Here is a 26728-nt window from a genome sequence, read left to right on the forward strand (position 1 = left end):
CATACGTGTAAAGAGAAAAAGCAAATTACGCTGACTTAGCTTGATGAAATCAAGGTTAGTCAGCGTTTGAGATTTTTAGCAATGAAAAGAAGGCTATCTTCCAATGACTTTAATGGAAGATAGCCTTCTTTTGCTTGCGTCTCACGTTTGGTATTGTTCGGTTCGTAGGACGGTGACTAAATTATCGTTACTGTTCTGTTTTTTTTGTTAAAAAATAATATTTTCCTTGATTTTCTCCAAATCGCGAATCAAGATTTTGTGGTTTTCGATGCAAATGGCGTTCATTTCCCGAAGTTGTTGGAGCATCCGAGAGACAGAAGAGGCGGTGGTGATGCCGCAAAAACGGGCGATTTCCTCGTTGGTCACCACAAAATCAATCAAGATGCCTTCTTCCGTGGGGACGCCGAAGAGTTCTTGAAATTCGTAGAGCTGACTACAAACGGCGCCGAATTTGCCGTTCATCAACATTTGTTGCAGTTTTTTCATATTGTGCAACAGGCGCACCCGGTAGTAATCCTTCACATACAGCTGCAAGTCCATGCTGCGATTGATGTCTTTCCAAAATTGCACCCGGTCGATACGGTACAGCTCTGCTTCGGGGGACTCGATACGAATGTTAAAGGGAGCGTCGATGTACTGAGAGTATTCGTCTTTTAATAAGGAGACGATTTCCAGCTGATTAATATAGCGGAGGTTGAACTGGCGGCCGTCTTTGGAGATGACGCTAGTTTTGATGACGCCATTTTTCAATATGTACACATAACTGTCCTGAATGCCTTCGTAGGTCAGGTATTTTTTGTAGGTCTTCTTGACCACGGGAAATTGATGGGCGGTGAGATATTCTTGCAAGACATGATGATCCATTTGGTCTAACTCCTTGTAAATCGCGCCTTTTTCCAGGCTGAAATTTTTCAGAAAACAATGCTGTTCTAATTAAACCCTCTCAAAAACCAAAACGCAATAACAAATGTTAATGTTTTAGGTTTTTTTCTTTTGTGAATAGCAAATTTGCTATTTTTTACTGAAAGTTTTCATTAAACTGTCAACATGTCAATGAGATAACTGTCATTGTTGGTTGCACTTATTCATATTCAGGAGGAATTTTATGGAAACGCAGGCTGCAGAAACACCTACAAAATTGTTTAACAAAAATTTCATCAGCATCACGGTGATTAATTTCATCGTCTACTTGGTTTACTACTTGCTGATGGTCATCATCGCCGTGATTGCTCAGGATAGCTTAAATGCTACGTTGAGTCAAGCCGGTTTGGCATCAGGAATTTACATTATTGGGACTCTTTTGGCCCGCCTGATCATGGGGAAAAAATTGGAAATCTACGGTCGTAAAGCGGTCTTGCGTTACGGTGCGTTGTTTTACCTGGCGACTACCGTGGCATACTTAATGATGCCTACCATCGCCGTGATGTACATCGTGCGCCTGTTAAATGGGATTGCTTATGGGACGGTTTCCACGGCGACAAACGCCATCGTCACCGCCTATATTCCGGAAAATAAAAAAGGGGAAGGCATTAACTATTACGGGCTTTCCACTAGTTTGGCCGCTGCCATTGGGCCCTTTATCGGCATGATTTTATTGAACTTAACCAGCTTCTACGTGATTATCGGCTTTTCCATTGCGTTGATTTTGGCGATTACCATTGCTTGTTTTGCTTTCCCAGTGAGAAATATCGAATTAACAGAAGAACACCGGGAAGCTTTGATGGCAAAAGGTTTGAGCAGCTACATCGAAAAGAAAGCTTTGTTCATTACCTTTATCGCTTTTTGGATGGGCTTGGCTTACTCCACCGTCTTGTCCTTCTTGTCTTCTTACGCCAAAGTGATTCACTTGGTAGACACTGCCAGCTTCTTCTTTGTCGTTTACGCTTTAGTCATCACCGCTACTCGTCCTTTGTCCGGTCGCATCTTTGACGACAAAGGGGAAAACTACGTCATGTATCCAAGCTACTTCTTCTTGGCTGCTGGCCTGTTGGTTCTAAGTGTGACCCATTCAAGTTGGGTCTTGTTAGTCGCCGGAGCTTTGGTAGGGTTAGGCTATGGTACCTTTATGTCAAACGGCCAAGCGGTTTGCTTGAAAACTTGTGAACCACACCGCATTGGGATTGCTCTTTCCACTTATTTTGTCGGCTTGGACTTAGGCCTTGGGGTTGGTCCTTATGTCTTTGGGATCTTGCGGGACCACATCAGCTTCCAACAAATGTACTTGGTAGCTGCCATCTTGCCAGTGGCCTGTGCCATTGTGTATGCCTTGTTCTATAAAAAAGACGATGGCAAACCTTATGAAATCGAAGAAGACGTCATTACCAGTGAAAGTGCTGAATAGGAGGAAAAACAAATGGATGAAAAAATGGTTGGTATTATGGAAGAAACGTTGCACAAATTAGAAGAAATCACCAATAAATTGGAACACATTGAAGACAACACGCACCAAATGGAAGATGAACAAGTGGCGCTAAAAGGGGCCATTCAACAACTAAGCCGCAGCGTGCGCAATGATAATATTATTGGGTAAGTAACTACTTAGCCAATCGGGTCAATCAAACAGGAATGACCAGCCAAAAGGCGTCTCCCACAAGTTTGTGGGGGCGCCTTTTTCCATGTCTAAAGGGGTGACTTGGCAGAAGGATTCAACACTTTCATAAATAGTCAGAAAAATCTTGACAATTTTCAAGAGACAGCGTAACATATGACAAAACAAACAAGTAAAAGCTGTGATAAGAACTAGTACACCCAGGACAAATGACAGAGAGTGGCCGGTAGTTGAGAGGCGCGTGCTGTCTTAGGTGGAATTCCTCTTTGAGCTTCCCGCGGAAATCAAGTAGGCGGTGACGGATGGTGGCCTTCGTTAACCGGCCAGGGTATCGATGGCACTAGGGTCCATCCGTACTTGTTGAGGCGTTCTGATGCGAGTCAGGCGCAAAAAAAGGTGGTAACACGAGCATCCAGCTTCGTCCTTTCCGATGGGGAGGAGGGAGCTTTTTTCATACCTTGCTTTCGGAAATGGCACAAAGGCTGTGCAAAGGGAAGGGAGTAATCAACATGAGTTTTACCAAAATTAGTCAAAAAATCAACACGGATACGGTGAAGTCCGTCACCAAGCTAGAACCTGAAGTGGCGGCAAAAAAAGCAGCCCGGGATAAGGAATTAGAAGCGGTGATCACGGGGGCTGATCAGCGGATCTTATTGATCATCGGTCCTTGTTCGGCCCATGACGAAGAAGCGGTCATGGAGTACGCCCACCGACTTGCGAAATTACAGGAAAAAGTGGCGGACAAGATTTTCATGGTACCGCGGATTTATACCAATAAACCCCGGACCAATGGGGATGGCTACAAAGGCTTGTTGCACCAACAAAACATGGAAGAAGGACCGAACTTGATCCGGGGGATTCTGGCGGTGCGGAAACTCCACAAGCGGGTGATTACCGAAACCGGCTTGACCACGGCAGATGAAATGCTCTATCCAGAAAATTTGGAACTGGTGGAAGACTTGGTGAGCTATGTGGCCATTGGCGCGCGTTCTGTGGAGGATCAGCAACATCGCTTTGTGGCTTCCGGGATCGATCAGCCCACGGGAATGAAAAATCCGACTAGCGGCAATCTTTCCGTGATGTTTAATTCGCTTTATGCGGCTCAACAAAAGCAAGAATTCATCTACAATGGGGCAGAAGTAGAGACGAGCTCCAATCCCTTGGCCCACGTGGTCTTGCGGGGGGCTTTAAACGATGCCGGGAAAAATGTGCCCAACTACCATTACGAAGACCTAATGGCTGTTTTGAAGTTTTACCAAGACGGGACTTTCAAAAATCCTTTTATCGTGGTGGACACCAATCACGACAACTCTGGCAAACAGTGGGCGGAACAAGTGCGCATCGTGAAAGAAACCATGACCAATCGCACCTACCATGCAGACTTGCACAAATACGTGCGGGGCTTCATGATTGAAAGCTACTTAGAAGACGGTCGCCAAGAACCTGACGGCCAAGTCTTCGGCCAATCCATCACCGACCCTTGTCTAGGCTGGGAAAAGACGGAAGAACTAGTGAACTGGATTTATGAACAGGCATAAAAGAATGCGGGTAAGCGACAATAGGACTTGGAACATTTTTGTTCCAAGTCCTATTTCCTATCCCTAAAATGTATAGACCTATGATACAATGAGAATGATGAGTTGTGAAAACGATTTAAACTTGCCGGGAACACCGGCTTGATTCAAGGAGGAAGATCGATGAAATTAGCGGTTTTTGATATTGGGGGTTCTTTTGTAAAATACGGGTTGTGGGACGGTGAGTTGCGCCAAACGAGTAAATTCCCCACGCCTAAAAGCTACGAAGAAATGCAAGCGGAACTCACTAAAGTAGTGAAAAGCTTTGGCCCAGAAATTGAAGGAGTGGCCTTTAGTGCCCCGGGAGCGGTCAATGTAGCCGAACGGCGGATCGACGGCATCAGTGCGGTACCGTATATTCACCACCGGCCGATTTTCGATGAATTAGCAGCCAGCTTTGGCTTGCCGGTGACCATGGAAAATGACGCCAACTGTGCCGGAATTGCAGAAGTCCAAATCGGTGCTGGACGTCAGGCGGAAAATGCGGTCTTCGTAGTGATCGGAACCGGTGTCGGTGGGGCGATTTTTATCGATCGTAAGCTTTACAAGGCCAGTCATTTATTCGGAGGCGAGTTTGGTTTGATGAAGCCTCGCGGGGAAAAGACCTTGAGTCAGCAAGGAACGGCTGTGAAGGCGGCGGAACGTTACAGTGAGATCAAAGGGGAAGCCGTGGATGGCCAACAACTCTTTGCTTTACAAGAAGAAGGGGACGTATTGGCGGACTTAATCATCAATGAACTGTACGATCAAATCGCATTGACTTTGTACAACATCCAAGTTTCCATCGATCCCGATACCATCATCTTAGGCGGCGGCATCTCTGCCAGACCTGAGTTGGCAACGGCTTTGAGTAATCGCCTGCACAAGTTATTGGCAGAAGAAGGGGTGGCAGAAATCATGCCAAAAGTCACCACCTGTGAATTCCAAAATGATGCCAATCTACTAGGGGCGGCACTGAACTTCGAATTGTTGCATCAAAAATAAGAAAAAAAGCCATCAGGAAAGCTCAACTTTCCTGATGGCTTTTGCTTTGCTTAAAACTTATTTGCTTCTTCGGCTTCCAATTTGTCGGTAGCTTGGTGTTGTCGGATGCTTTGAGCTTCTTTGTATAAGAAATGAGCGTAGTGAGCAAGGACAAAGAAGACGGCAACCGTGGCTACGATTGTTTCCAAAACACTAAGGATACTGATGATGCTGCCTAAAACGCCGGCAGGAGCAAAGACCAATTTAAAAGTGGTAATGGCCATGGCGGAAATCACCAAGGGGAAGGTGAAGGCCGCAAAGCTTGGGTAGAAGTCTAAGCGCAGCCGGGTGATTTTTGAGAGCATCACGAAGTACAGGATTTGGGAAACAATCAAAAGAGCAACTGCCAAGGCAACGTTTGGTTCGCTAAAGGATTTCAAGTAACCGGTCAGACACAAGGAACCAGGGGCAGCCACGATCGTCATCAAGGGCAAGGTTGCTTCTGGCATTTGTTTGTGGACAAACACTCGGTACAAGATGATCGGTAGTAACAAAACGTAGAAGACTAGAGCAATCCAGAAGCTGATTTGACCTAAAAGAATGGAGAAGCTTGGGCTCGTTACGGCTACCACGCCCATACCTACATAAACGATAAACCAGCTTGGAAAGACGTGCTGGATGCCCACTTGCGGTTTGATGACAAAGACATAGGTGAAGTACAAGACCAAGGCGTAGTGGATGACTACGGCGGCTAGCCAGATGATGGTAGCCAAAGTGGTCAAGCCTGGTGTGATGGTCAAATACGTGCAAAGGACCATGAGCGCCATGGTGAAGGTAGGCGCCACAGAGGCTACAATCGGATTTTTTAAATCATTTAAACTGTGTAAAGGTAAGAACAAGATGCGTGCTAAGATCAAGAGCATCATGGCACCGGCGACGATGCCCATTGCGTTGCCCACCGTTACAAAATTAAAAGCTTTCATTAGGTTTCCCAGGGAAGCGAGGCCGAGGATTAATCCACACATGGGAATCGGCACTGCTTTCAGAAAATGTTTCATTCAGTATCACTCCTTCGTTTGTAAGTATAGTTCATTTTCATTCATTTGAAAAATAAATCTTTCGAATAATTGTTATTAAGGAATGCAATGGATAATCTTCTGTTAAAATTCACAAATTAGGTCGGTTTCATAGGCAAAAGACCGCTAACATTAGCTTTTTCGATAGTTAGTATTACAAAACACAATCGGCAATTAACTTGCGCTTTTGAAACAGCCTGTACGATAATGAACTGTCTTTTGCTACTTTTGCCAAAGGTCGGTCGCTGAATTGACCCCTTGTTGGTCACATTGGCAAAGTACGAAAGACGTTGTTTCATATTAAAGAGGAGGTTGTGTGGATGTTTGCTATTTTTCGTAAAAGGAGTTTTTGGATTGCGTTTGCCAGTACGCTGGTTTGTTCATTATTAGGGAAGTACTTGTCTGGCTTTCCGGGATTAAATTTAATTGGGGCTTTGGTGATTGCCCTTTTGATTGGGATGTTGTGCCAGATTAGTCAACCGTTGATTTATTCCAGCACGGAAGGGATTGGCTTTATTTCAAATAAATTTTTGCGGTTCGGCATTATTTTATTAGGTTTTCGCTTAAACTTGGTCACATTGGCCCACTCGGGGATTAAGACGATTTTATTAGCCTTCGTGGCGGTTTCTTTTACAATCGCAGTAGTCTACTTTTTCTGTCGCCTTTTGAAAGTGGACAAGGAATTGAGCTTTTTGGCCAGTTTTGGTTGTGCGATTTGTGGTGCGGCCGCGGTGATGGGGATTTCCCCACAAGTCAAAGCAGACAAAGATAATTCTGTTTTGGCGGTGGCCGTTGTGTGCATTATGGGAACTGTTTTTACTTTGGTAGAAGTTGCTTTACTGAAAGTATTGCCCTTTGACAGTGTTCAGTTTGGGATCATGAATGGAGCTTCTCTCCATGAAATCGCCCATGCGGTAGCTGCCGGAGAAGCCGGTGGTGCGGTTGCTTTGGACAATGCCATTATCATGAAGCTTTCTCGGGTATTGTTATTAGCACCGGCTGCTTTAATCGTGGGGGCGATTTATCAGAAGCGCCACCAAAAAACTACGGATGAAAAACAAAAATTGCCAATTCCTTGGTTTATGTTGGGCTTTTTGCTAACCAGTGCATTTGGTAGCTTTGGTCCTTTGTCTCAAGGCGTGATTGATCAATTGGTTGCTTTGGCCTATATCTTTTTGGGTATGGCAATGGCTGCTTTAGGCATGAGTGTCAACTTCAAAGTAATCATCGCCCGGGGGCGCAATGTTTTTATCGCCTCATTCTTGGGTTCGGTGTGCTTGCTACTTTTGGCCGCAACTAGTGCTTATCTATTTTTCTAGGAAGGGGTATCAAATAAGATGAATATTTTAGTAACGCTGGATTCATTACATGATTCCGGGGCTTATTTAGAAAAAAGCTTCAAACTGATTCAAAAATTGCAAGGCAAGCAAGTCTTGCTCTTAGATGTCGTGGATACCGCAGAATTGGAAACGATCGAAGCCGTAGCTGCCACTTTTGATGAAGAACTCGTGGCTAGTAAAAAAGTAGCGTTAGCCGACTTGGTAAAAGAGTTGCAAGGACGATATCCCGCACTTGCGATCACCGGCAGCATCAAAACAGGCAATCCTAAGAGCTGCATTGTAAAAGCGGCCAAGGATAGCCAAGCGGATTTAGTAATTAGTGGGAGTCATCACTATTCTAATGTAGAGTATTTACTCTATCATGGTTCAGTTTCGGCTTATTTAGCCAAGCACTTGCCTTGTGATTTATTTATCATCAAAAATCCCGCAGACTAATCAAAAAGTTGTGCCCACTGAGTTAGTATGAGCTAGCTTAGTGGGCTTTTTTATAGGAAAGTAACCTTGGTAAATAAGCATAATTCGATAAAATAATCTATTTTGTTGCTTCTTTTGGAAAAATATACATTTTTTAGTTAAATTGCCCCGGCTTTGTTGTATAATAGCCAAAGTGAGATTTTCTTACAGACTTCGAACCAAGGAAGGAAGAACAACATGGCAGCAACGAGTAAAAAACGCGATTTGACCAAGATGAAAACGCCTCATACGTATGTGATCATCTTTGGCGTCGTCATCATGGCGTGGATTTTGACCTTTTTGATTCCAGCCGGAAAATTCAGTACCGAGGAAGTGGCCTATCAGGATGCCAACGGGGAGACCAGCACCCGGACCGTCTTGCGTCAGGATACTTTCCGGTATGATTATGCTTTGGACAAAAGCTTTGTCTATGACCAGTTGGAAGACTTGGCCAATGACCCCGCTGAACTAGACGAGTTGGGCATTGCCAAAGCGGACGTGGAAGCGGTCTTGGCAGAAGGGGAAGCCAACCTTACCCAAAGCCAGCTAGATGAACTGTCTTTAACCGACGATGTTTTGTACGACATGTACGGGAACAAGATTTATGCCACTTCGGAAAAACTCCACAAGACGGCGAGAGTCTGGGGAACGGATGATTTCGGTGGCTTTGGCTTCTTGAACTTCGTCTTTGAAGGCTTGGTTTCCGGGGACAAATACGGTTCTGCCGTAGGGATTGCCGCTTTGATCTTAGTGGTCGGGGGTGCCTTTGGGATTATCATGCGTACCGGGGCCATCGATGCGGGGATTTATGCGTTTATCAGTAAGACCAAAGGCTTGGAGCGTTTGGCGATTCCCTTATTGTTTTTCGCGTTCTCCTTTGGGGGCGCAACATTCGGGATGGCCGAAGAAGTCATTCCTTTTTCCATGGTCATGGTGCCTTTTGTGATCGCTTTGGGGTATGACTCCATCGTGGCGGTGACGGTGACCTATGTGGCCAGTCAGGTGGGGAATGCCGCCAGCTGGATGAGTCCTTTCTCTGTTGCGGTAGCTCAAGGGATTGCCGGGGTTCCGGTTCTATCCGGTGCTACTTTCCGTTTGATCATGTGGTTTGTGATTACCGCTTTGTCTGCCGGCTACTTAAGCTTGTATGCGGAACGAATTCGCAAAAATCCGCTGAAATCTGCGGTTTATGATTCCGACGAATACTTCCGGACTCATATCGAAAAAACAGCGGAAGAACAAAAACCTTTCTTATTAGGACATAAATTAATCTTAGTGGAAATGTTGGCGGTCTTGATTTGGATCGTCTGGGGGGTAACTCAAAAAGGTTACTACATCCCAGAAATTGCCTCCCAGTTCTTCGTCATGGGCTTGGCTGCAGGGATTATTGCGGTCATCTTCAAACTCGACGACATGGGGGTCAACGACATTGCCAAATCTTTCCAAAGCGGTGCGGCCGACCTTGCCGGAACTGCGATTGTGGTGGGGATGGCCAAAGGGATCTTGCTTGTTCTCGGTGGTTCAGAACCAACCATGCCATCTGCTTTGAACACGATTTTACACAGCATCGGCAGTTTGTTAAGCAATGTGCCAGCGATTATCGGCGCCTGGGCGATGTACATCTTCCAAAGCTTGTTTAATTTAGTCGTGACCTCAAACTCCGGTCAAGCAGCTTTGACCATGCCAATCATGGCGCCATTAGCCGACTTGGTAGGTGTTTCTCGTCAGGTAGCGGTCTTGGCTTACCAATTAGGGGCAGGCTTTGTGGATGCCTTCACACCGGTTTCAGCCAGCTTGATTGGGGTCTTAGGTGTTGCCCGTATTGAATGGGCGAAATGGGCGAAATTCCAAATCAAGATGCAAGGATTCTTCTTCGTCTTGGGAACGATCTTTATCGTAATCGCCGTAGCCATTGGCTTGCAATAAAAAAGCAATCACAAAAAATACCCTCTCGCGGCTGCGGGAGGGTATTTTTATTTCTAATTATAGGTTGAATGGGCTGAGGCAGGCTACTGATCCGGGAGCCAATAGCTGGAAGGAACTTGGCAAACAGCCAAAGCGGCCACGGCTTCCGGCAAGTTTTCCTGAAAGAAAAGGTACCAAAAGTAGCGCATTTCCCCGTTGTCTGTCACTTGTGGCGCTTGTTTTGGCACGGTGACCAGGAGCGCTAGCGCTTCTAGGAGATGCCCTGCGTCTAATTGGGGTAGAAACAACGGAGGATAAGCCGTCACAGCATTAGTTAAAAAGTGGACCAGTGCTTCGTGATAAGGAAAGTTTTTCAAACGCTCTTCACTGGCTAACAAGCGGGTGGCAAATTCTTCCGGAGACTCCTGCTCACTTTTTGCCAAAGGACGAAAGTCGCGCTTCGATAATAAATGCCGCTGAGCAAGGGCAGCTTCCGGATCAAAGGTATCCAGATTTTCAAAAAGATCATCGATTTCCCCCATGAACTCTTTGGTAATCTGATCGATCATGGCCTCTTCATCCTCGGTTTCCTGAAATTCGGCAATCAGATTTTGGATGAAATCCGCGCCTACTTCCAGTAAGAATTGCTCCCACTGCTCAACCGATTGTTGCTTGCGCCGTTGGAGTTGTTCTTGGGACAAATTCACAGGTAAAAGGCACAAGGGAAACCAGGCATCGTCTAAAGGCAAGAGCCAGGCGGTGGCTTGTTCTCCTTCCTCTAAAGAATCCACCAAGTCCAAGTGGTAAGCCGGCAAGGTGTAGCTGGTGTCGTGGTAAAGGTCTTGTAAGACCAAGTCATTTTTTTGCCAATGGGCGACAAAGTGACTCAAATGGGCGCCTTGCCCCCAGAAATTAACCTGTTGGCGCTGGCGTAAGTCCATGGGCAACCATTTGAGGATTTCTTGCCACAATGACGCCCCCTGAGGCATGCGCCATAGGTAGTAGGCCAAGAGGACGCCGGCAAACTGAGCTCGGGTGTCTTGGACTTCTGGCTCATCCGGGGCCCCTAATTCATCGTAAGGACCGTAACGGTAGCTTTCCATATACCGCAAAAGCGCCTTGTCCTGATTGAAGCTTTGGGTCAATCCCGTGTAATTCAAAATGCTCAAGGCATACATTAAATAGGGCTTAGCTCCATGCTTGACGGCGTTTAACAATTCTTTTTTGAGTCGCTCGGTCATCAAGGTGAAATTTTTTTCCCGTCCAGTCTTCCTCGTCATGGCTTGCCAACTTTCCAAAGGTTTTTGTTACTTTTATTGTAATCCAAAGTCTGCCATTTGGATAGATGAAAGCGGTTGTTTTGGTCTGAAGACGGCACTAGCGTATAATGAAAGAAAAGCATTGCAAGGGGGCCTTTGGATGAAAGAACGACAGGTAGTGGTAGTGGATATCGGCTCAAATACCGTGCGATTGGTTATTTATCGCATTACGGAGCTAAATGATTTTCATGAATTGCAAAATGTGAAGTTGCCGGCGCAGCTGTATCAATATTTGGAAGCAGACGGCAATCTCAGTGAGGCCGGGATCAAGCAATTAATCGAAGTGATCCAGCTCTTTCAAAAAGTCATGGCCCATTACGAATTGGATCACGTGATTGCCACGGCCACAGCGGTGATTCGCCAAGCGCAAAACCAAGTTGCGATTTTAGCAGAAGTCGCAGAAACTACGGGGCTGACCTTGCGCTTGTTAACTGGGGAAGAAGAAGCGCGCTATGGGCAATACGCCGTGGCCCGCTCCACGGAATTTTCGGAAGGCTATACCGTGGACATGGGGGGCGGCAGTACTGAAGTCACGTATTTTAAAGACAGTGTGGTGAAAAAGGTCCACAGTTTTCCTTTTGGCGTGGTGACCTTAAAGGAGCGTTTTTACGACCCTTTAGTGGAGCATAAAGGTGGCAACAAATTAACCCCCAAAGAAATCGCTAAAAACAATGAAAAAGCCAACCAAGCCGCCAAAAAATTCGTAACTGAACAACTGGCTGCTTACGATTGGGTGAAACCACGGAAGCTGCCATTGATTGTAGTAGGCGGGACCGCCCGCAATATCGCCAATGTCTACCAGCGCATGACCGAGTACCCCATGAACGGCATTCACGAATACCAGATGGATCAAAAAGGCTTAGCCGCCACTTTTGACTGTTTCAATACGTTGACGGTGAAAGAAAAGCAAAACTTGGACGGTCTCAGCCGGGAGCGAGCGGAGACGATTTTACCGGGGAACTTGGCGTATTTGTGTTTATTTGAAGCCGTGAAAGCGGAGCAGTTGGTCTTTTGCCATCGAGGCTTGCGAGAAGGCTTATTAATGGAATGGTTGAATCAAGAAAATCCCGAAGCTTACACGCCGGAAAATGTCCGGATTATGCAAGTGGAGCGCTTAGGGCATTTGTACTTGGCGGATACGAAAGGGTCCAATCAGCGCTTGGCGATTGCCCGACGATTGATCGAAGAGTTGGCCAAAAGTGAGCTGCTCTTTCCTTCCGAACGAGCCTTGAAATACTTACAGGCGGGCACGTATTTGTACCATTTGGGCAATTACATCGCCGCTGAAGACAGCTCCATGCATTCCTTTTACCTAGTAGCCAATACTAATTTAAATGGCTTTTCCCACCCGGCCCGCTTAGTTTTGGCTTTGGTGGCAAGCTACAAAAACAAATCCTTGTTCAATCAATACGTGGAACAGTACCCCAGCTGGCTGGATGAAGAGAGCTTGCAAGCGATACGAGAAGTGGGGAGTATCATTAAGTTTTGTGATGCTTTGGCGATTACCAAGGTCAATGAAATTCGGCAAATGGCATTTATCAAGGAAAGTCCCGATACCTATCGCCTGAAAATCACCTGGAGTTTTGATCCTTTGGCGGAGTACTACCGGGCATTACGTCAGAAGAAAAATTTGGAATTTGTCCTAGGGAAGAAGCTGACCTTAGATTTCGCCTTGGAGGAGGGAGGCCAATGAGTACCCAACCCACCAAACGGTATTTTCACCGGGATTTGAGCTGGTTGTTGTTCAATCGCCGAGTGATTCAAGAAGCCCAAGAGACAGACACGCCTCTTTTGGAGCGATTGCGTTTTTTAGCCATTGCCGCTAATAATTTGGATGAATTTTACATGGTACGAGTGCCTCGCCTGCAATCTCGGGCGCGCTTGGGGCTGGGGGCATCCCCAAAATTCAGCGTCACAGCCAAAAAGCAAGAAAAGCCCAAAGTCAGTGAGCCAGATAGGGGAAAAGAAGCCCCCCGAGAAGCACCTGCCGATCAAAGTCCCCAAGAATTATTAGAGGAGCTTAGGCAGCGCAATCGAGTGAACCTTCAGTTACAATACCAGCTGTTTGAAGAATTACGGGAAACGTTGGCCAAACGCCAGTATCTTTTGAAAACATTCAATCAACTAACGGTGCGGGAAGCCAAAAAGATGAGCCAACTTTTTAAAGAGACGATTTTTCCGACTTTGGCGCCGGTGGGAGTGGACGCCTACCATGCGTTTCCCCGGTTGCTGGAAAAAGCCTTGCATCTTTGGGTGGAGCTAGAAGACGAGTTTGGAGAGCGCCGGGAAGCCATTTTGCCCATTTCTCTAGGCTTGCCTCGCTTGTTGAAACTCTCTGCTCGACGTTTTTTGTTGATGGAAGAAGTCATCGCCCACTATCTTCACAAGGTTTTTGTAGGGCATAAAATCAAAGAGGTCTTTGTGTTTCGCATTACCTATGATCGGGATTTGGCCTTTCAAGAAGATCCGGAAGAAGACCTCTCTTTACAAATGAGTGAATACTTGGAGCTAAGAAAAGAAGGCCGTCCCTCACGCTTGGAAGTAGGACCGGTGGGAGCTGAGCCCTTGTCAGAAAAATCTGCAGAGCAGTTACGGGAAATCTTAGGCTTGGAATCTGGGGATGTCTATCGCTTTAATGGCCCTTTGGATTTGCGCTTTTTGTTTTCTTGGGTAGAAGAATTGGCACCAAAGAACCCCCAAGATTTGTATCCAAAATTTCAGCCTTTGTATGAGACTCGCTGGCAGTCCCGGCACATTTTGAATACCTTGGATCACGAGGATCTCTTGTTGCACCACCCCTATGATTCCTTTGCCGGGGTCTTGGCCTTCTTAAAAGCGGCGGTTAAAGATCCCACCACCGTGGCGATTAAGCAGACTTTGTATCGCTTGGCAGCAGACTCGGAAGTGGTGGCCCTACTGAAAAAAGCCGCCAAAAAAGGCATCCAAGTCACCGTCTTGGTGGAAATCAAAGCCCGCTTTGACGAGGCCAATAACCTTCACTGGGTCACGGAGTTGGAAGAAGCCGGCTGTTTTGTCAGCTACGGTTTTCCCAATATGAAAACCCACAGCAAAGCCATTTTAGTGGTGCAAAACAAAGGCGGGGAAATCAAACGCTACGCCCAGTTTGGCACGGGAAATTACAACGAAAAGAACAGTCAGATCTACACGGACTTGAGCTTTTTCACTTCCCGGGAAGAGTACGTCAGCGATCTGACGGACTTTTTCAACTACTTAACCGGCTACCGCAATCGTCCCACTTACCAAAAAATCACCACTTCGCCGGATAATTTGCGGGAACTCTTTTTGACCCAGACAGAAGAGGTCATGGCCTTTAGCCGTGCTGGGGGAGAGGGCAAGATTTTTGCCAAGGTCAATGGATTAACGGACAAAGCAATCATCGACAAATTGTATGAAGCCAGTAATGCCGGGGTGACGATTCAACTGGTAGTGCGAGGGGCTTGTTGTCTAGTACCCGGGATACCGGGGCAAAGCGAGCATATCCAAGTGAAAAGCATTGTGGGTCGCTTTTTGGAACACAGTCGGATTTACGCTTTTACCACCAATACAGGGACGAGTACGTGGCTTTCTTCGGCGGATTTGATGACTCGCAATCTCAGTTCCCGGGTGGAAATCGCCGTGCCAATGACAGATACTAGCGTGGAAGCGGCAATGACTCATTTGATGGAAGTCTACGAAAGCGACCGGGCCAAGGCGTACTTTTTGGACGCTCAGGAAAACTATCGTCGCCAGGAAACGAATGGCATCTCCGCTCAAAAGGTCTTTACCACCGAAGCCTTGCGGAAAACTACGAATTTGGTAGCTCGCAGACAATTGTTGCTAGATCAATTGCGCAGGGCACCTCAATAAACACGAAAAAAAGGACACTTGAGAAACAAGGCAGCTTCGAGTCTTGTTTCTCAAGTGTTTTTTAGTTCGTAGCAATTTCGGGAGAATAGTGTTGGCGATAGTCATTTGGCGTTTGTCGGTACCATTTTTTAAAGATTTTGTGGAAGTGACTGTAACTTTGATACCCTACTTCCAAAGCAATCTCATTTACGGAAAGGTCGGTGTTTTGTAGTAGCAAGCCGGCCTTTTCCATTTTTTTTCCCATGATAATTTTGCTGATCTGCTGTCCGGTCTGTTTTTTTACAAAACGGGATAAGTAGCTTTCACTGTAATTGAATTCTTGGGCGAGCTCAGCTAGTGAAACGGTGGCGTAATGTTTTTCGACAAAATCCAGAAGTTCCATGACCCGATTGTTGACGCCCCAGTAACTGTACTCATTTAAGTCCACCAGTTCCCCTAAGAGTTGCATCACTTCACTGGCTAGCAAAAAAGGCATCCCTGCGGATTTGCGGGCATGAGTCGTGAGCATAGTTTGAATCAGCTGAGCCAAGCGCAGACTGCCGTTACTGGGAAAATAAAGATAATCCAGATCTTCTTTTTCCCGCAAGAAATTGCCTAAAAAAGAGGTGGAACGATAGATGTTCTTGAAGGTGCCAGACTCCATTTCCGTGGCTTCGATGCCGATATTAAAGACGATTGCTTGGGGGTCCACGACTTTTAAGGAATGACTGCTGGCAAGATTCATGATGCAAATATCACCACTGCCCATGTAAAAGGTGCTCTTTTTGGTGCAGTTTTCCACCAAGCCATTTAGCACACAGACGATTTCGTAAAAGCTATGACTGTGGAAAGGGGCATCTTGGCTCATTCGGTGGCCGATAAAAAAGACGGGGTGATCCTTGGCAAGGTCCACGGCTTTTAATTGCTTGTCCAAAGAGATTTTGCCGTCTTGCCAGATACGATCGTATTCTTTCAATTCGGGCACGAAATCATCAATCAAGACCTCTTCATAATTTTGAAATAAAAAAGGTTTCATTTTAATTCCTCCTAAGTCAAAAAAACGCATATTTGTGACAGAAAGGCGCGTTGTTAGCGCATTCATTCGCTGATATAGTGAGTGTTGTAAATGATTGGTTGGTGTTGTGTGATTATTTGAATAAATCATAGCAAGATTTTGAACAGGCGACAAGTATTGGAGGAAACTAGGATGAGTAAAATTTGGCAAGGCAAATGGATCGAGCCGCAGCAAGAAGCGACCCACAAAGAACCTATGTTTACGCTAGAGGAGATGTTTTCTGGTAAAACGGCGCCTCAAGCTCCAGTAGAGGAACGCTTGCTACCCGTTCAGTTTTTAAAACGGGTCTTTGAAAGCGCTCCAGGTAAAAAGGTAGAAAAAGCCCAGTTGACCATGACTGCCCATGGGATTTATCAAGTAAAGCTCAATGGTCAGCAGATTACGGAGGCATTATTTACGCCGGATTACACCAGTTATGAACATTTTTTACAGTATCAGACTTACGATGTAACCGACTATCTAGCCGAAAAAAATGTGTGGACGGTGCTTGTGGCGGATGGCTGGTATGCCGGTCGCGTCAGTGTGAATGGTGGGAGTGCCCAGTTTGGCGATCGCTTAGGGATTTTAGGGGAGTTGGTGATTACTTATCAAGATGGTAGCAAAACCGTGATCCCGACTGATGAGCACTTTGGTAGTAAAACCGCTGAGTTTCGCTACAGTGACATTTTCATCGGGGAAAAGCAAGATTTGCGTTTGAAAGATGAGGATTGGGAAACTAGTTTCACTACAGCAGATCTGACCCCGGTGGAAGTCGTAACCTATCCCATGAACAACTTAGCCCCTCAGAGTGGACCTTACGTGAAACGAATGGCGGAAATTCAGCCTGTAGCAATTTGGCAGCAAGGGGATGCTTGGATCGTGGACTTAGGGCAGGTGATTGCCGGGCGCTTGCGATTAGACGTCTTTTTAGCAACTGATCAGCAGATTACATTGGAACACAGTGAAGTCCTCAATGAAGAGGGCCAGTTTTTCCACAATATCGTTGGTCGCAATAAGGATCAAAGAGATATCTTCATCGGTCGGGGACGGCGAGAAGTGTTGGAACCACAGTTTACCTTCCACGGATTCCGTTATGTGCAGATTACCGGACTGACGGAACCTTTGGAAAAAGATCAGGTAACGGGGATTGTCCTGTATTCGGATCTAAAGAAGACGGGGTATCTGACGACAGACAATGCCAAGGTCAATCAACTACTGGCAAATATCGAGTGGAGTCAAAAAGGCAATTTGCTCTCGATTCCGACTGACTGTCCTCAACGAGAACGGGTTGGTTGGACCGGGGATATGCAGGTCTTTGCGCCCACGGCTAGTTTCTTTATGGACGTATCACAATTCATAACTCGTTGGTTGACTAATGTGCGCCTAGAACAGTTGCCAAATGGTGAGGTGATTGACTATTCTCCGGCACCAAGTGATTACTTCAATTCGCCTTCTTTAACAGGAACCAATTCTTCAGCTGGTTGGGGCGATGCTATCGTCATGGTGCCGTGGTTGTTGTACCAACGTTATGGGCAAACAGCCGTTTTGGAAGAAAACTATCAAGCAATGGTGAAATGGCATGAATTTAGTAAGACGAGTGCGGCAGGTGAGAAAACCGGTGCGGCCCGCTACTTGTGGGATACGAAATTCCATTTTGGCGACTGGATGTTTCCAAGCTTCATGATGGGGCCCGATTTTAAAGGTCCCATTGCAACTTCGGATGAAACCAAAGAGATTTTCGGTACGGCCTTTTTAGCTCATTCCAGTCAATTACTCGGGGAGATTGCTACCGTTTTAGGACGAGTTGATGAAGCACAAGGATACTTTGCTTACGCCCAAGAGGTAAAAAAAGCTTTCGAGGAAGCCTATTTCAAAGAGGGGCGATTGATTCGGGATTATCAAGGTTGCTACGTGATCGCGTTAGCCTTTGAGATGTTAAGCATGGAGAATCAACCAAAAGCTTTGACCCGGCTGGTGACATTGATCAAAGACAACGGCTATCGTTTGGACACTGGATTCTTATCTGTGCCGTATCTGCTCGATGTGCTCGTGAATTACGGGGAAAGTGAAACTGCTCGCCGGGTCTTCTTACAAGAAGAATGTCCATCTTGGCTCTATGAAGTGAACCAAGGAGCGACGACGATTTGGGAGTCATGGGCAGGCATTCAGCCAGATGGTACCGTGGGGAATTTCTCTTTTAATCATTATGCTTTCGGTTGCGTTGGGGACTGGATCGTTCGCCAAATCGCTGGTTTGACGACGAGAACACCGGGCTTTGAAACCTTCTATATCCAACCTAATTTGCAATTAGGTATTCAAGAATTTGACTTACGTTACGAGTCAGCTTATGGCCCGATCGAGATCCAAGTTCAGAAGCGCGAGCTGCACCTTAACGTACCTGAAAACACGCAAGCCTATATCAATCTGACACCGGCTACACCGGAAACGGAGTTCGTCGTCCCTGCTGGTAGTTACTGTTTCCCATTGAAGCAAGAGGTTCAATTAGTCAATGTTTAGCATTTACTTGTTACACAGGAATTGAAAACAGAAAGGAACGAAAAAAATGAAAAATGCAAAAATCAAACTAGGAATTTTAAGCATGTCACTTTTAACCATGAGCGCATTGGTCATCACCAGCGCTTTTGGTGCAATCATGGAGACTTTCCCTGAGGAGCCGGTTTCCAAAATTCAAATGATCGGCACGGTTCCAAGCCTAGGTGCGTTACTCATCACTTTGGTAGTGGGCGTTTTAGCGATGAAAGTACCGAAGAAAGCCTTGGCCTTGTTAGGAATTGCCGGAGTCGGCCTAGGTGGCTTGCTACCCATCGTTTTTCACTCCAGTGTGAATGTCTTACTCGTTTGTGCTTTGTTAATGGGATTAGGCCTAGGTTTTATTAATACGGTCAGCCCGATGTTATTGTCCATGTACTTTGAAGGTGAGGAACGGGCTTCATTGATGGGAGCGGGGACGGCCATTAATTCCCTAGGTTCCATGGTGATGATGCTCGTTGGCGGGATGCTAGGAGCTAAAGTCTGGTCCAACACGTACTATGTTTTCTTGATTACGATTCTGATTTTCTTCGTAGTAATGCTTTGCTTGCCCCTGGACAAAGTAGCTCCTGTTCAACAAACTGGTAAGCCAAAGCAGTCTGCCAGTGAAGCAATTCGTGAAATGAACAAATATGTGTATTTAGTAGCCTTTTTAGCTTTCGTGATTTCATTCTTATACACTATTTTCCCAAGTAATCTTTCTATCCTTGTAGCTAGTAAAAACTTCGGCGGAACCGCAATTACAGGGCTGGTTAATGCCTTAGGTACCGTTGGGGGATTGATTGCCGGATTCACAATTAGTAAGATCAATCGCGTGTTAAAGGATAAATCACTGGCAATCGGCTTTGTATTAATGGCTTGCTCTTTCTTACTTGTCTGGTATGCACCAAATGTAGCCGTAATGGTTGTTGGCGCAGCGCTATCCGGTGTTGCGATGGCGATGATTTTCTCCACGATTCCATTTTATGTATCGATCATCTCCAAGCCGTTCCAAATCGCCGTGGCCATGTCCATCTTCCAATTCCTTAATTCGCTTGGGGGGATTGTTTCGCCAATTCTTTTGGCCCAATTCGGTATCGAATCAGGAGCAAATGCGATTTTATTTGGGGGAGTTTGCTGCTTAGTCGTAGGGGGTGTGTTGTTCGTGACGAACTTTGGTAAGAAGGCACTGGCGAATCGCTATGATGCTAGCCAAGAGACGGTTGCTGTCGCACCAGAAACAGAAGTAGCGAACTAAACAAAAAAAGAACCTCTCCTAGAGGCTCAGCTAGTGAGCATTTAGGAGCCGGTTCGTTTTTTTGTTTTTTGATGATAGCGTCGGCGGAAAAGAGACATGTCGACGATTTTGTCTTCGTTTGCTTTTGAATGAGCCTTTTTAGCCGTAGGGACAGGGAGTAAAGTGTCCTTAGCCGTCATTTTGTTGGCGGCTTTTTTGGCTTTTTCTTCTTTAATCAAGGCTTTGAAATCGAAAGGATTCACGTATTCTGGGAAAGCCTCGGTTTTACTGGAAAGGTGATAGTAGATTACTTCCGGTGGGACGCCGAAACGCAGTGGCAAATGAGTCGTGCCGATACCTGTATTGACGGAAAGAAGGGTTTCTTCTTTTGGTAAGTAGAGGCTGTCAGTGAAAGTCTTGGCCCCGTCGGTTTTCGGATAGTACTTCGGTAGACGAATCTGTCCGCCGTGACTGTGCCCGGAAAGGACTAAATCGTACATACTCAAGTTTTTCACCTGGCTGATGTAATCAGGCTGGTGAAGCAAAAGCAGCTGCCACTGAGCCAAAGTTGCTTCATAGTAGTACTGAGCATTTTTAGCGCTAGGGTCGGCCACACCGGCGACGCTTAAGGAGATTTCCTCATTGGAACCAAACAGCTCCTGATTGATCAAGACCGTAAAGCCAGCGGACTCTAAGACTTCTTTGACGAAGCCGGCACCATCGCTTTTGTAGTCGTGATTGCCTAAGACGGCGACTTTGCCTAAAGGTGCTTGCATCTGCTTCAATGCAAGGATCAGCGACTTGGTTTGCCGTACGGGCCATTTTTTGTAGTCGTCAATCAGATCCCCCGTAAAGACGATCATGTCGGGCTTGGCTTCGCGTAAGGAGCGCAAGGTTTTCTTCAAGCGGCGAGGTTTGAACCAGCGGGAAAAATGCAAATCGCTAATGTGGGCGATTTGGACTTCACTTTCCAATTCAAACATCTCGCTGGCTTCGGAAATATCCAGCACACGTTCCTTATTTTTACGAATGAGGTAGTGCTTTTCAGATAGACGCCGTGGTTCAATAATGAATGCATAGACCCCGACCATGAGTAGAATCGCACCAATTGCGATCAAAATCTTGAAAGCCAACAAACAGGCCCTCCTTCTAATTCAACTATTGACTAGCATATAAGAACAACAGGTAAAAAGCAATGAACCTGAGAAGAAAATAATCATTACATTTTGGCGTGGAATATTGCGAAATGATTGCAAAAACTTTGCCGAAATTTCTTGAATCCTACGTTTTTAAAATAATACGAACGCTTGTTCTTGTGTAGCCCTATTATAGCGCAGAACAGTCGAAAAGGCGAGCTCTTTTTGAAAAAGAACGCGCCCTAATAGGAACTTGCTTGTTTGAATTGTCTGATAGTAACACCTGTGATTGGAAAATAAGATAGTCCAAAAGGCTTGCATCGCTTTTTAAAAACGATTTGTTTTATGAGATAGTTATTTATTTCTGTTAAAAAGAACAAAGGTTCCCTTTAATAAAACTTGCTCTTCGCGGGCTTTTTAAGGCCTTTTGCCTGTCGTTGTAACCGGTACCGTTCCCCGTAAGAAAGTGCCTCTTGTAAGTCCGGTGCCAGACGTTTGCTGAAGCGTTTGGGCAGTAAGAAAATGAGCCCGTCAAAAGGAGCCGCCCACAAGGACCAGAAAAGGCTGCGACTGTCCCAAAGCCGATACAAGCGGGTTAATAAAAGGTGCAGAACCACAAGGCTTACGGCTAACGTCAAAGCGCCGGGCCAAGAGGTAACATCGGTGAGGCCCAAGAGTTTAAAGAAAAAGGGCAGAGCGAAATACCCGCTGCTAAAGAGATAAAACAACCAGTTACGGCCTAATTGCCACAAGGATAAAAAGAAAAAGAACGCACTGAGCACAAGACCTAGTGGGGGAAAGAAGCTCACCAGTGCGGCGTAAAGAATCCCGAAAAGCAACATGCCCGGCCCTTTCCAAAGAGCGGTGGTAATCAGTAACAACGCTAAGATGGCAAAATGCCACGGGAGACTGACCACGGTCATGCCGCCAAAGCCGATTAGTAATAACCAGTGGGTCAAGCCTTGGACTTGTCCATCCGGGTGCTGATTTTTTTGTTCCCGGAGCCAAGCGGCCAACTGGGGATTTTTCGTCGCGAAATCTTTCATTTTGACACCTCCTCGCAAGATTCATTGTACTGCCAAATGCCTTTGGTGAAATCGGGCGGAAGACGGAGAAAAATCCGGCTGACCTAGTCCCCTTGGTGTTCCAAATCCCCCTTTTGTGCTAAAGTAAGGTCAGTAAGCCGGGGAGTTTGCGGCAAGATGTGAACGGAGTGAAAGTAATGAAGATTTTTGATTCCCATACGCATTTGAATGCGGAACAATTTAATGGGGAAGAGGCTCAAATCGTTTCCCAAGCACAAGCATTAGGCGTGACGGAAATGGCGGTGGTGGGTTTTGATACCCCAACGATTGCCAAGACTTTGGAGCTGAATCAGCAGTTTCCTGGGGTTTACAGCATTATCGGCTGGCATCCTACCGAAGCGGGGAGCTATACCGCGGAAATTGAACGGACCTTAGAAAAGCAGTTGACCTTGCCAAAAGTGGTGGCTTTAGGGGAGATTGGTTTGGATTATTATTGGATGGAAGACCCGAAAGATGTGCAAGAACGGATCTTTCGCCGGCAGATTGCCATTGCCAAGGAACACAACCTACCTATTAGTATCCATACTCGGGATGCGACCCCGGATACCTATCGAATCTTAAAAGACGAGGGAGTACCGGCTAGAGGTGGCATTATGCACAGCTTTAGTGGCGATTTGGAGTGGGCTCAGCGCTTTTTGGATTTAGGCATGCACGTGTCTTTTTCCGGTGTGGTGACCTTTAAGAAAGCTTTGGATGTGCAAGAAGCGGCTACTGGGGTGCCCTTGGAACGCTTATTGGTGGAAACGGACGCTCCTTATTTGGCGCCGGTGCCTTATCGCGGCAAGCGCAATGAACCGGGCTATACTCGCTACGTGGTGGAAAAAATCGCCGAACTACGGGAAATGACGCCAGAAGACGTGGCGGCCATTACCCGGAAAAATGCCCTGACCCTCTTTGGCTTAGACAAGGAGCTTGATTCATGACAGAAAGAAAGCAAAATGAGGTTAAAAAAGCCCGGGAAGACAAACGTCAAAAACAAGGGCTGTCAGAAAAAGTGCCTCGCCTTAAGCAATTGGACAATTTAAGTGAGGCCCCCTTAACCATTGAAGAAATCATCGTGGTGGAGGGCAAAGACGATACCCGACGCTTACAGGAAGTTTTAGACGTGGATACCATTGAAACCATTGGCTCGGCGATCAATGACGAAATCTTGGATCAGATCAGCCATGCCCAAGAAACCCGGGGTGTCATCGTCTTTACGGATCCGGATTTTTCCGGGGAGAAGATTCGCAAGACCATCATGGAAGTGGTGCCGGATGCCAAGCACGCCTTTTTATCCCGGGGTCAGGCTGCCCCCAGTCGCTCTAAGGGCAGTCTCGGAGTGGAACACGCCTCGGATGAAGCCATTTTGGAAGCCTTGCGCAAAGTTGTCACCCCTACCAGTGCGCTAGAAGCGGTGGCAGAGCCGGAAATTCCTAGACAAACCTTGATGGAGTATGGTTTAATAGCCGGGACTGGCGCCAAAATCCGCCGGGAAAAACTGGGGGATCTTTTGCGCATCGGGTATACCAACAGTAAGCAACTGGAAAAACGCCTGAAGATGTTTCGGATTACTGAAGCAGAACTGGCTACGGCCATGGAACAAGTAAAACAAGAGCTAGGGGAGTAATGCACGACTGTGTGAACCCCGCCGATTTGGAAGCAATAGAAATGGAGAGACTATGAAAGAAACCCGCGATATCGCGACGCCGTCAAGGACGAAAGAAATCCTGAAAAAACACGGCTTTACCTTTAAAAAAAGCCTCGGCCAAAACTTTTTGACCGAGCTCAATATTTTACGAAAAATTGTGGAGACTGCGGGCATTGATGGAAACACCAATGTCATCGAAGTCGGTCCGGGCATCGGTGCCTTGACGGAGCAACTAGCACGAAACGCCGCTCAAGTCTTGGCCTTTGAAATCGACGACCGCCTGCTCCCGGTCTTACAAGATACCTTGGCCCCTTATCCTAACGTCACCGTGGTCCACCAAGACGTGCTGGAAGCGGACTTAGTGAAAACTACTGGGGAGGTCTTTACCAAGGACTTGCCAATTAAAGTGGTGGCGAACTTGCCTTATTACATCACCACGCCGATTATGATGCACTTTTTGGAATCAGATCTGCCTGTGGCGGAGATGGTGGTCATGATGCAACGGGAAGTGGCGGACCGGATTTCCGCGGCTCCGGGAACTAAGGCGTATGGTTCCTTGACGATTGCGGTGCAGTACTATATGGAAGCAAAATTGGCTTTCATCGTACCGAAAACCGTCTTCGTGCCGCAGCCGAATGTGGATTCCGCAATTTTGAAACTAACCCGGCGGCCGACTCCCGCAGTAGCAGTCACCGATGAGCAAGCCTTTTTCCGTTTGACCAAAGCGGCTTTCCAACTGCGCAGAAAAACCTTGTGGAACAATTTGCTCCACGCCTATGGTAAAGACGACGCCACCAAAGCATGGTTGACAAAAAGCCTAGAAGAAGCAGACATCGATCCAAAACGCCGAGGAGAAACCTTGTCCTTGGCAGAATTTGCCGCGTTAAGCAATGCCTTAGAAGCCAATCGAGGCTAGTCTGCCGACCAAATTGACAGGTGAGGAAAAACCTAGGCGAACTTGACTTATGAGCTAAGTGCACCAGTTAAGTGACTAATTGGATGATTGTTTAAGAGAGTGGGGCAATAGTTAAGTCACCGTCCTACGAACCGAACCATACCAAACGTGAGACGCAAGCAAAAGAAGGTTATCTTCCATTAAAAATTATTGGAAGATAACCTTCTTTTCATTGCTAAAAATCTCAAACGCTGACTAACCTTGATTTCATCAAGTTAAGTCAGCGTAATTCGCTTTTTCTCTTTACACGTATGGTACTGTTCTCCCTTCGGACTCTGACATAAAAAGTGTCACCAATTTTCCATTGTTTTACTTCACAGAAATGAAATCGTTTTCTGCAACTTTTCCGAATAGGTGACTTGACACCTCTTGGAAATCCCGGTACACTGTGAAAGAATTAAGTGTCAAGACAGGTTAAAAGGAGCGACGAGGAAAGGGAACTTTCTGGCGTTCCTGACAAAAAGGAGTGGAGAAACAATGAAAAAATTTTCAGTACGAGAAATGACCATTGGCGCATTGCTGATTGCGTTAGCCATTTTGATTCCCAATGTGATGCCGAAAATCGTCATCGGGCCGGCATCTTTCACTTTGGCGAGCCACGTGCCATTATTTATCGCCATGTTCTTTTCGCCTTTGTTGGCGGCAATCGTCGCGGTGGGGACGACCTTTGGCTTTGCTTTGAGCGGTTTGCCTTTTATCATCACCTTGCGAGCGGCTAGCCATATCGTATTCGCCTTGGCGGGGGCGTGGTATTTGCAAAAACGTCCGGAAACCGTCTTGGTGAACGGCCAGTTTAAAGCGTGGAATTGGAAGTTCCAGTTGTACAATTTGGTGATTGCTTTGCTTCACACAGTGGTGGAAGTGCTGGTAGTAGTAGCTTTCAACTTCATCGACCTGGGCAATCCGGGCACATACGACGGGGGCGCCTTTTTCTTCTTCTTCGTCTTAATGGGCGTGGGGGGCTTGATCCATTCTTTGGTGGATTACAATATCGCTTACTATGTGACCGCGGCGGTGAGCAAGCAATTTGCCATCCCAGTCTTCCGGCAAGCAAAAGACCTCTTTAGCCGAAAAGCGGCGGCGTAAAGTTGCTTGCAAGTAGTAAATCAAACAGGAAAAAAGTCGTCTTCTTTTAGGTAAGAAGGCGACTTTTTTGTGGCTATTTTACGTGGGCTTTGATCGCAAACGCCGGGAGTATCCTTGAAAGTCTTTCAAGAAATTTCCATTCAGCAAAGCATGTTGGATTGTCCCGTTACGGCTTCCGTGTTATCATTAGGGCGGACCAAGTGTCCAATATTCAGAGTAGAAAACGAAGCGTTAAGTGCTTAGAGGATGGGATGTTGCCTCTTTGACGAAGGAGTAGCGTGGCGCGCTAGTTTCGCGGTTTTGTTTTCGCATTCGCTGCATGTAAATGTAGCAGCTCTTAAAGGAGATGCTGTTATGAAACAAAAATTAACCACTCAGTCTTTGGCGACCATGGGCTTACTGATTGCCATGATTGTGGTCTTATCCCGGGTGTTGGGCATCGAGACCACATTTTTGAAAATCAGTTTTCAATTTGTGCCAGAGATGATCATGGGGATGCTTTTTGGTCCCTTTTGGACGGCCATTGGTGCCGGGATTGCCGATGTGATCGGCATGGCGATTTTGGCCAAAGCCCCCTATTTCGTGGGCTTCACCATCAACGCGGCCATTGGTGGCGCGTTGTACGGTTGGTTCTTCTATCAAAAGGAAGTGACCTTGCGCCGTGCGTTTCTGGTGACCTTACTCAATACGTTACTCATCACTTTGTGCCTGACGCCCTTGTGGCTCCATGTGATGTATCAAATGCCGTTAAACTGGGCTTTTTGGAGTTTGCGGTTAGGCAAGGCCGTGATTTTCTTACCGGTGCAGACCTTTTTGATCTATGCCACCGGCCGAGCGCTCCCTTACAAACGTCTCGCCAAACGTTTTGCCACTCGCTAGGCTAGACCTTGTTGCGTACTCATCCCAAACGCGGGCCTCGACTGATTTTTAGTCGGGGCTTTTTTGCGCCTTCAGAGACTATTTTTTCGTCGGAATATGGTATTCTTAAGCTT

General features: G+C 46.5%; 22 protein-coding genes and 1 riboswitch. Of the genes, 16 read left to right on the forward strand and 6 right to left on the reverse strand.

Annotation, left to right across the window (positions count from 1 at the left end; all coding sequences use genetic code 11):
• Positions 1-207 precede the first annotated feature (207 nt).
• The gene (locus I579_RS06190) at positions 208-864 is read right to left on the reverse strand and encodes a Crp/Fnr family transcriptional regulator (RefSeq protein WP_010754463.1); all 657 of its coding nucleotides are present in this window, start codon (positions 862-864) and stop codon (positions 208-210) included.
• 241 nt (positions 865-1105) lie between these two features.
• Between I579_RS06190 and I579_RS06195 the strand changes: the two genes are divergently transcribed.
• From I579_RS06195 to I579_RS06205, 4 genes are all read left to right on the forward strand, one after another.
• A complete protein-coding gene (locus tag I579_RS06195) occupies positions 1106-2341 on the forward strand; it encodes an MFS transporter (protein WP_010754462.1) in 1236 nt (411 codons plus the stop codon).
• A gap of 12 nt (positions 2342-2353) precedes the next feature.
• Positions 2354-2530 carry a hypothetical protein gene (locus I579_RS12825; protein ID WP_010754461.1) on the forward strand — a complete coding sequence of 59 codons (177 nt, stop codon included), beginning with the start codon at positions 2354-2356 and terminating at the stop codon, positions 2528-2530.
• Between the two features lie 527 nt (positions 2531-3057).
• The gene (locus I579_RS06200; protein ID WP_010754460.1) at positions 3058-4086 is read left to right on the forward strand and encodes a 3-deoxy-7-phosphoheptulonate synthase; all 1029 of its coding nucleotides are present in this window, start codon (positions 3058-3060) and stop codon (positions 4084-4086) included.
• A 159-nt stretch (positions 4087-4245) separates the two neighbouring features.
• On the forward strand, positions 4246-5106 hold the full coding sequence (locus I579_RS06205) for an ROK family protein (RefSeq protein ID WP_010754459.1): 861 nt from the start codon (positions 4246-4248) through the stop codon (positions 5104-5106).
• Positions 5107-5156: 50 nt separating this feature from the next.
• On the opposite strand, the gene I579_RS06210 is transcribed toward I579_RS06205, so the two are convergent.
• Positions 5157-6143, reverse strand: coding sequence for a TDT family transporter (locus I579_RS06210; RefSeq protein ID WP_010754458.1), 987 nt, complete (start codon positions 6141-6143; stop codon positions 5157-5159).
• Positions 6144-6481: 338 nt separating this feature from the next.
• Here I579_RS06210 and I579_RS06215 point away from each other — a divergent pair, with 338 nt between their 5' ends.
• From I579_RS06215 to yfcC, 3 genes are all read left to right on the forward strand, one after another.
• Complete coding sequence (locus I579_RS06215; RefSeq protein WP_010754457.1) at positions 6482-7480, forward strand: YeiH family protein; 999 nt, start codon at positions 6482-6484, stop codon at positions 7478-7480.
• An 18-nt stretch (positions 7481-7498) separates the two neighbouring features.
• The gene (locus I579_RS12515; RefSeq protein ID WP_010754456.1) at positions 7499-7936 is read left to right on the forward strand and encodes a universal stress protein; all 438 of its coding nucleotides are present in this window, start codon (positions 7499-7501) and stop codon (positions 7934-7936) included.
• A gap of 216 nt (positions 7937-8152) precedes the next feature.
• A complete protein-coding gene (yfcC, locus tag I579_RS06225; RefSeq protein WP_010754455.1) occupies positions 8153-9880 on the forward strand; it encodes a putative basic amino acid antiporter YfcC in 1728 nt (575 codons plus the stop codon).
• Between the two features lie 83 nt (positions 9881-9963).
• On the opposite strand, the gene I579_RS06230 is transcribed toward yfcC, so the two are convergent.
• On the reverse strand, positions 9964-11100 hold the full coding sequence (locus I579_RS06230) for a hypothetical protein (protein ID WP_034810470.1): 1137 nt from the start codon (positions 11098-11100) through the stop codon (positions 9964-9966).
• Between the two features lie 178 nt (positions 11101-11278).
• On the opposite strand from I579_RS06230, the gene I579_RS06235 reads away from it, so the two are divergent.
• Positions 11279-12871 carry a Ppx/GppA family phosphatase gene (locus tag I579_RS06235; RefSeq protein WP_010754453.1) on the forward strand — a complete coding sequence of 531 codons (1593 nt, stop codon included), beginning with the start codon at positions 11279-11281 and terminating at the stop codon, positions 12869-12871.
• A complete protein-coding gene (gene ppk1, locus I579_RS06240; protein ID WP_010754452.1) occupies positions 12868-15045 on the forward strand; it encodes a polyphosphate kinase 1 in 2178 nt (725 codons plus the stop codon). Before I579_RS06235 ends, ppk1 begins: the two co-directional genes overlap by 4 nt.
• A 61-nt stretch (positions 15046-15106) precedes the next feature.
• Here the strand turns inward: ppk1 and I579_RS06245 are convergent, their stop codons facing one another.
• Positions 15107-16060 (reverse strand): AraC family transcriptional regulator, encoded by a 954-nt coding sequence (locus I579_RS06245; protein WP_010754451.1) that lies wholly within the window; start codon positions 16058-16060, stop codon positions 15107-15109.
• A 171-nt stretch (positions 16061-16231) separates the two neighbouring features.
• Here I579_RS06245 and I579_RS06250 point away from each other — a divergent pair, with 171 nt between their 5' ends.
• A complete protein-coding gene (locus I579_RS06250; RefSeq protein ID WP_010754450.1) occupies positions 16232-18595 on the forward strand; it encodes an alpha-L-rhamnosidase in 2364 nt (787 codons plus the stop codon).
• A gap of 46 nt (positions 18596-18641) precedes the next feature.
• Positions 18642-19865: an MFS transporter gene (locus tag I579_RS06255; RefSeq protein WP_010754449.1), complete on the forward strand. Its 1224-nt coding sequence runs from the start codon at positions 18642-18644 to the stop codon at positions 19863-19865.
• A gap of 41 nt (positions 19866-19906) precedes the next feature.
• Here I579_RS06255 and I579_RS06260 read toward each other — a convergent pair whose 3' ends face one another.
• Together I579_RS06260 and I579_RS06265 are read right to left on the reverse strand one after the other, a co-directional pair.
• Entirely contained in the window at positions 19907-20977 is a 1071-nt protein-coding gene (locus I579_RS06260) for a metallophosphoesterase (RefSeq protein WP_010754448.1), read from the reverse strand.
• A 392-nt stretch (positions 20978-21369) separates the two neighbouring features.
• A complete protein-coding gene (locus I579_RS06265) occupies positions 21370-22026 on the reverse strand; it encodes a hypothetical protein (protein ID WP_010754447.1) in 657 nt (218 codons plus the stop codon).
• 176 nt (positions 22027-22202) lie between these two features.
• Between I579_RS06265 and I579_RS06270 the strand changes: the two genes are divergently transcribed.
• The 5 genes from I579_RS06270 (at position 22203) to I579_RS06290 (ending at position 26615) form a co-directional block, all read left to right on the forward strand.
• Positions 22203-22988 carry a TatD family hydrolase gene (locus tag I579_RS06270; RefSeq protein ID WP_010754446.1) on the forward strand — a complete coding sequence of 262 codons (786 nt, stop codon included), beginning with the start codon at positions 22203-22205 and terminating at the stop codon, positions 22986-22988.
• Positions 22985-23674: a ribonuclease M5 gene (rnmV, locus tag I579_RS06275; RefSeq protein WP_010754445.1), complete on the forward strand. Its 690-nt coding sequence runs from the start codon at positions 22985-22987 to the stop codon at positions 23672-23674. The genes I579_RS06270 and rnmV overlap by 4 nt, the downstream gene beginning before the upstream one ends.
• A 52-nt stretch (positions 23675-23726) precedes the next feature.
• Positions 23727-24611: a 16S rRNA (adenine(1518)-N(6)/adenine(1519)-N(6))-dimethyltransferase RsmA gene (gene rsmA / locus I579_RS06280; RefSeq protein WP_010754444.1), complete on the forward strand. Its 885-nt coding sequence runs from the start codon at positions 23727-23729 to the stop codon at positions 24609-24611.
• Between the two features lie 516 nt (positions 24612-25127).
• On the forward strand, positions 25128-25736 hold the full coding sequence (locus I579_RS06285) for a hypothetical protein (protein ID WP_010754443.1): 609 nt from the start codon (positions 25128-25130) through the stop codon (positions 25734-25736).
• 210 nt (positions 25737-25946) lie between these two features.
• A riboswitch (THF riboswitch) is annotated at positions 25947-26056 on the forward strand.
• A 34-nt stretch (positions 26057-26090) separates the two neighbouring features.
• Positions 26091-26615 (forward strand): folate family ECF transporter S component, encoded by a 525-nt coding sequence (locus I579_RS06290; RefSeq protein ID WP_010754442.1) that lies wholly within the window; start codon positions 26091-26093, stop codon positions 26613-26615.
• The last annotated feature ends 113 nt before the right edge of the window (positions 26616-26728 follow it).

Origin of the sequence: Enterococcus asini ATCC 700915 (genome assembly GCF_000407365.1) — a bacterium.
Taxonomy (GTDB): domain Bacteria; phylum Bacillota; class Bacilli; order Lactobacillales; family Enterococcaceae; genus Enterococcus_C; species Enterococcus_C asini.

Excerpts from the sequence above, each read along its gene's own strand:
- I579_RS06190 (WP_010754463.1), bottom strand. The coding sequence starts at position 864 with ATGGATCATCATGTCTTGCAAGAATATCTCACCGCCCATCAATTTCCC.
- I579_RS06195 (WP_010754462.1), top strand. The coding sequence starts at position 1,106 with ATGGAAACGCAGGCTGCAGAAACACCTACAAAATTGTTTAACAAAAAT.
- I579_RS12825 (WP_010754461.1), top strand. The coding sequence starts at position 2,354 with ATGGATGAAAAAATGGTTGGTATTATGGAAGAAACGTTGCACAAATTA.
- I579_RS06200 (WP_010754460.1), top strand. The coding sequence starts at position 3,058 with ATGAGTTTTACCAAAATTAGTCAAAAAATCAACACGGATACGGTGAAG.
- I579_RS06205 (WP_010754459.1), top strand. The coding sequence starts at position 4,246 with ATGAAATTAGCGGTTTTTGATATTGGGGGTTCTTTTGTAAAATACGGG.
- I579_RS06210 (WP_010754458.1), bottom strand. The coding sequence starts at position 6,143 with ATGAAACATTTTCTGAAAGCAGTGCCGATTCCCATGTGTGGATTAATC.
- I579_RS06215 (WP_010754457.1), top strand. The coding sequence starts at position 6,482 with ATGTTTGCTATTTTTCGTAAAAGGAGTTTTTGGATTGCGTTTGCCAGT.
- I579_RS12515 (WP_010754456.1), top strand. The coding sequence starts at position 7,499 with ATGAATATTTTAGTAACGCTGGATTCATTACATGATTCCGGGGCTTAT.
- yfcC (WP_010754455.1), top strand. The coding sequence starts at position 8,153 with ATGGCAGCAACGAGTAAAAAACGCGATTTGACCAAGATGAAAACGCCT.
- I579_RS06230 (WP_034810470.1), bottom strand. The coding sequence starts at position 11,100 with ATGACCGAGCGACTCAAAAAAGAATTGTTAAACGCCGTCAAGCATGGA.
- I579_RS06235 (WP_010754453.1), top strand. The coding sequence starts at position 11,279 with ATGAAAGAACGACAGGTAGTGGTAGTGGATATCGGCTCAAATACCGTG.
- ppk1 (WP_010754452.1), top strand. The coding sequence starts at position 12,868 with ATGAGTACCCAACCCACCAAACGGTATTTTCACCGGGATTTGAGCTGG.
- I579_RS06245 (WP_010754451.1), bottom strand. The coding sequence starts at position 16,060 with ATGAAACCTTTTTTATTTCAAAATTATGAAGAGGTCTTGATTGATGAT.
- I579_RS06250 (WP_010754450.1), top strand. The coding sequence starts at position 16,232 with ATGAGTAAAATTTGGCAAGGCAAATGGATCGAGCCGCAGCAAGAAGCG.
- I579_RS06255 (WP_010754449.1), top strand. The coding sequence starts at position 18,642 with ATGAAAAATGCAAAAATCAAACTAGGAATTTTAAGCATGTCACTTTTA.
- I579_RS06265 (WP_010754447.1), bottom strand. The coding sequence starts at position 22,026 with ATGAAAGATTTCGCGACGAAAAATCCCCAGTTGGCCGCTTGGCTCCGG.
- I579_RS06270 (WP_010754446.1), top strand. The coding sequence starts at position 22,203 with ATGAAGATTTTTGATTCCCATACGCATTTGAATGCGGAACAATTTAAT.
- rnmV (WP_010754445.1), top strand. The coding sequence starts at position 22,985 with ATGACAGAAAGAAAGCAAAATGAGGTTAAAAAAGCCCGGGAAGACAAA.
- rsmA (WP_010754444.1), top strand. The coding sequence starts at position 23,727 with ATGAAAGAAACCCGCGATATCGCGACGCCGTCAAGGACGAAAGAAATC.
- I579_RS06285 (WP_010754443.1), top strand. The coding sequence starts at position 25,128 with ATGAAAAAATTTTCAGTACGAGAAATGACCATTGGCGCATTGCTGATT.
- I579_RS06290 (WP_010754442.1), top strand. The coding sequence starts at position 26,091 with ATGAAACAAAAATTAACCACTCAGTCTTTGGCGACCATGGGCTTACTG.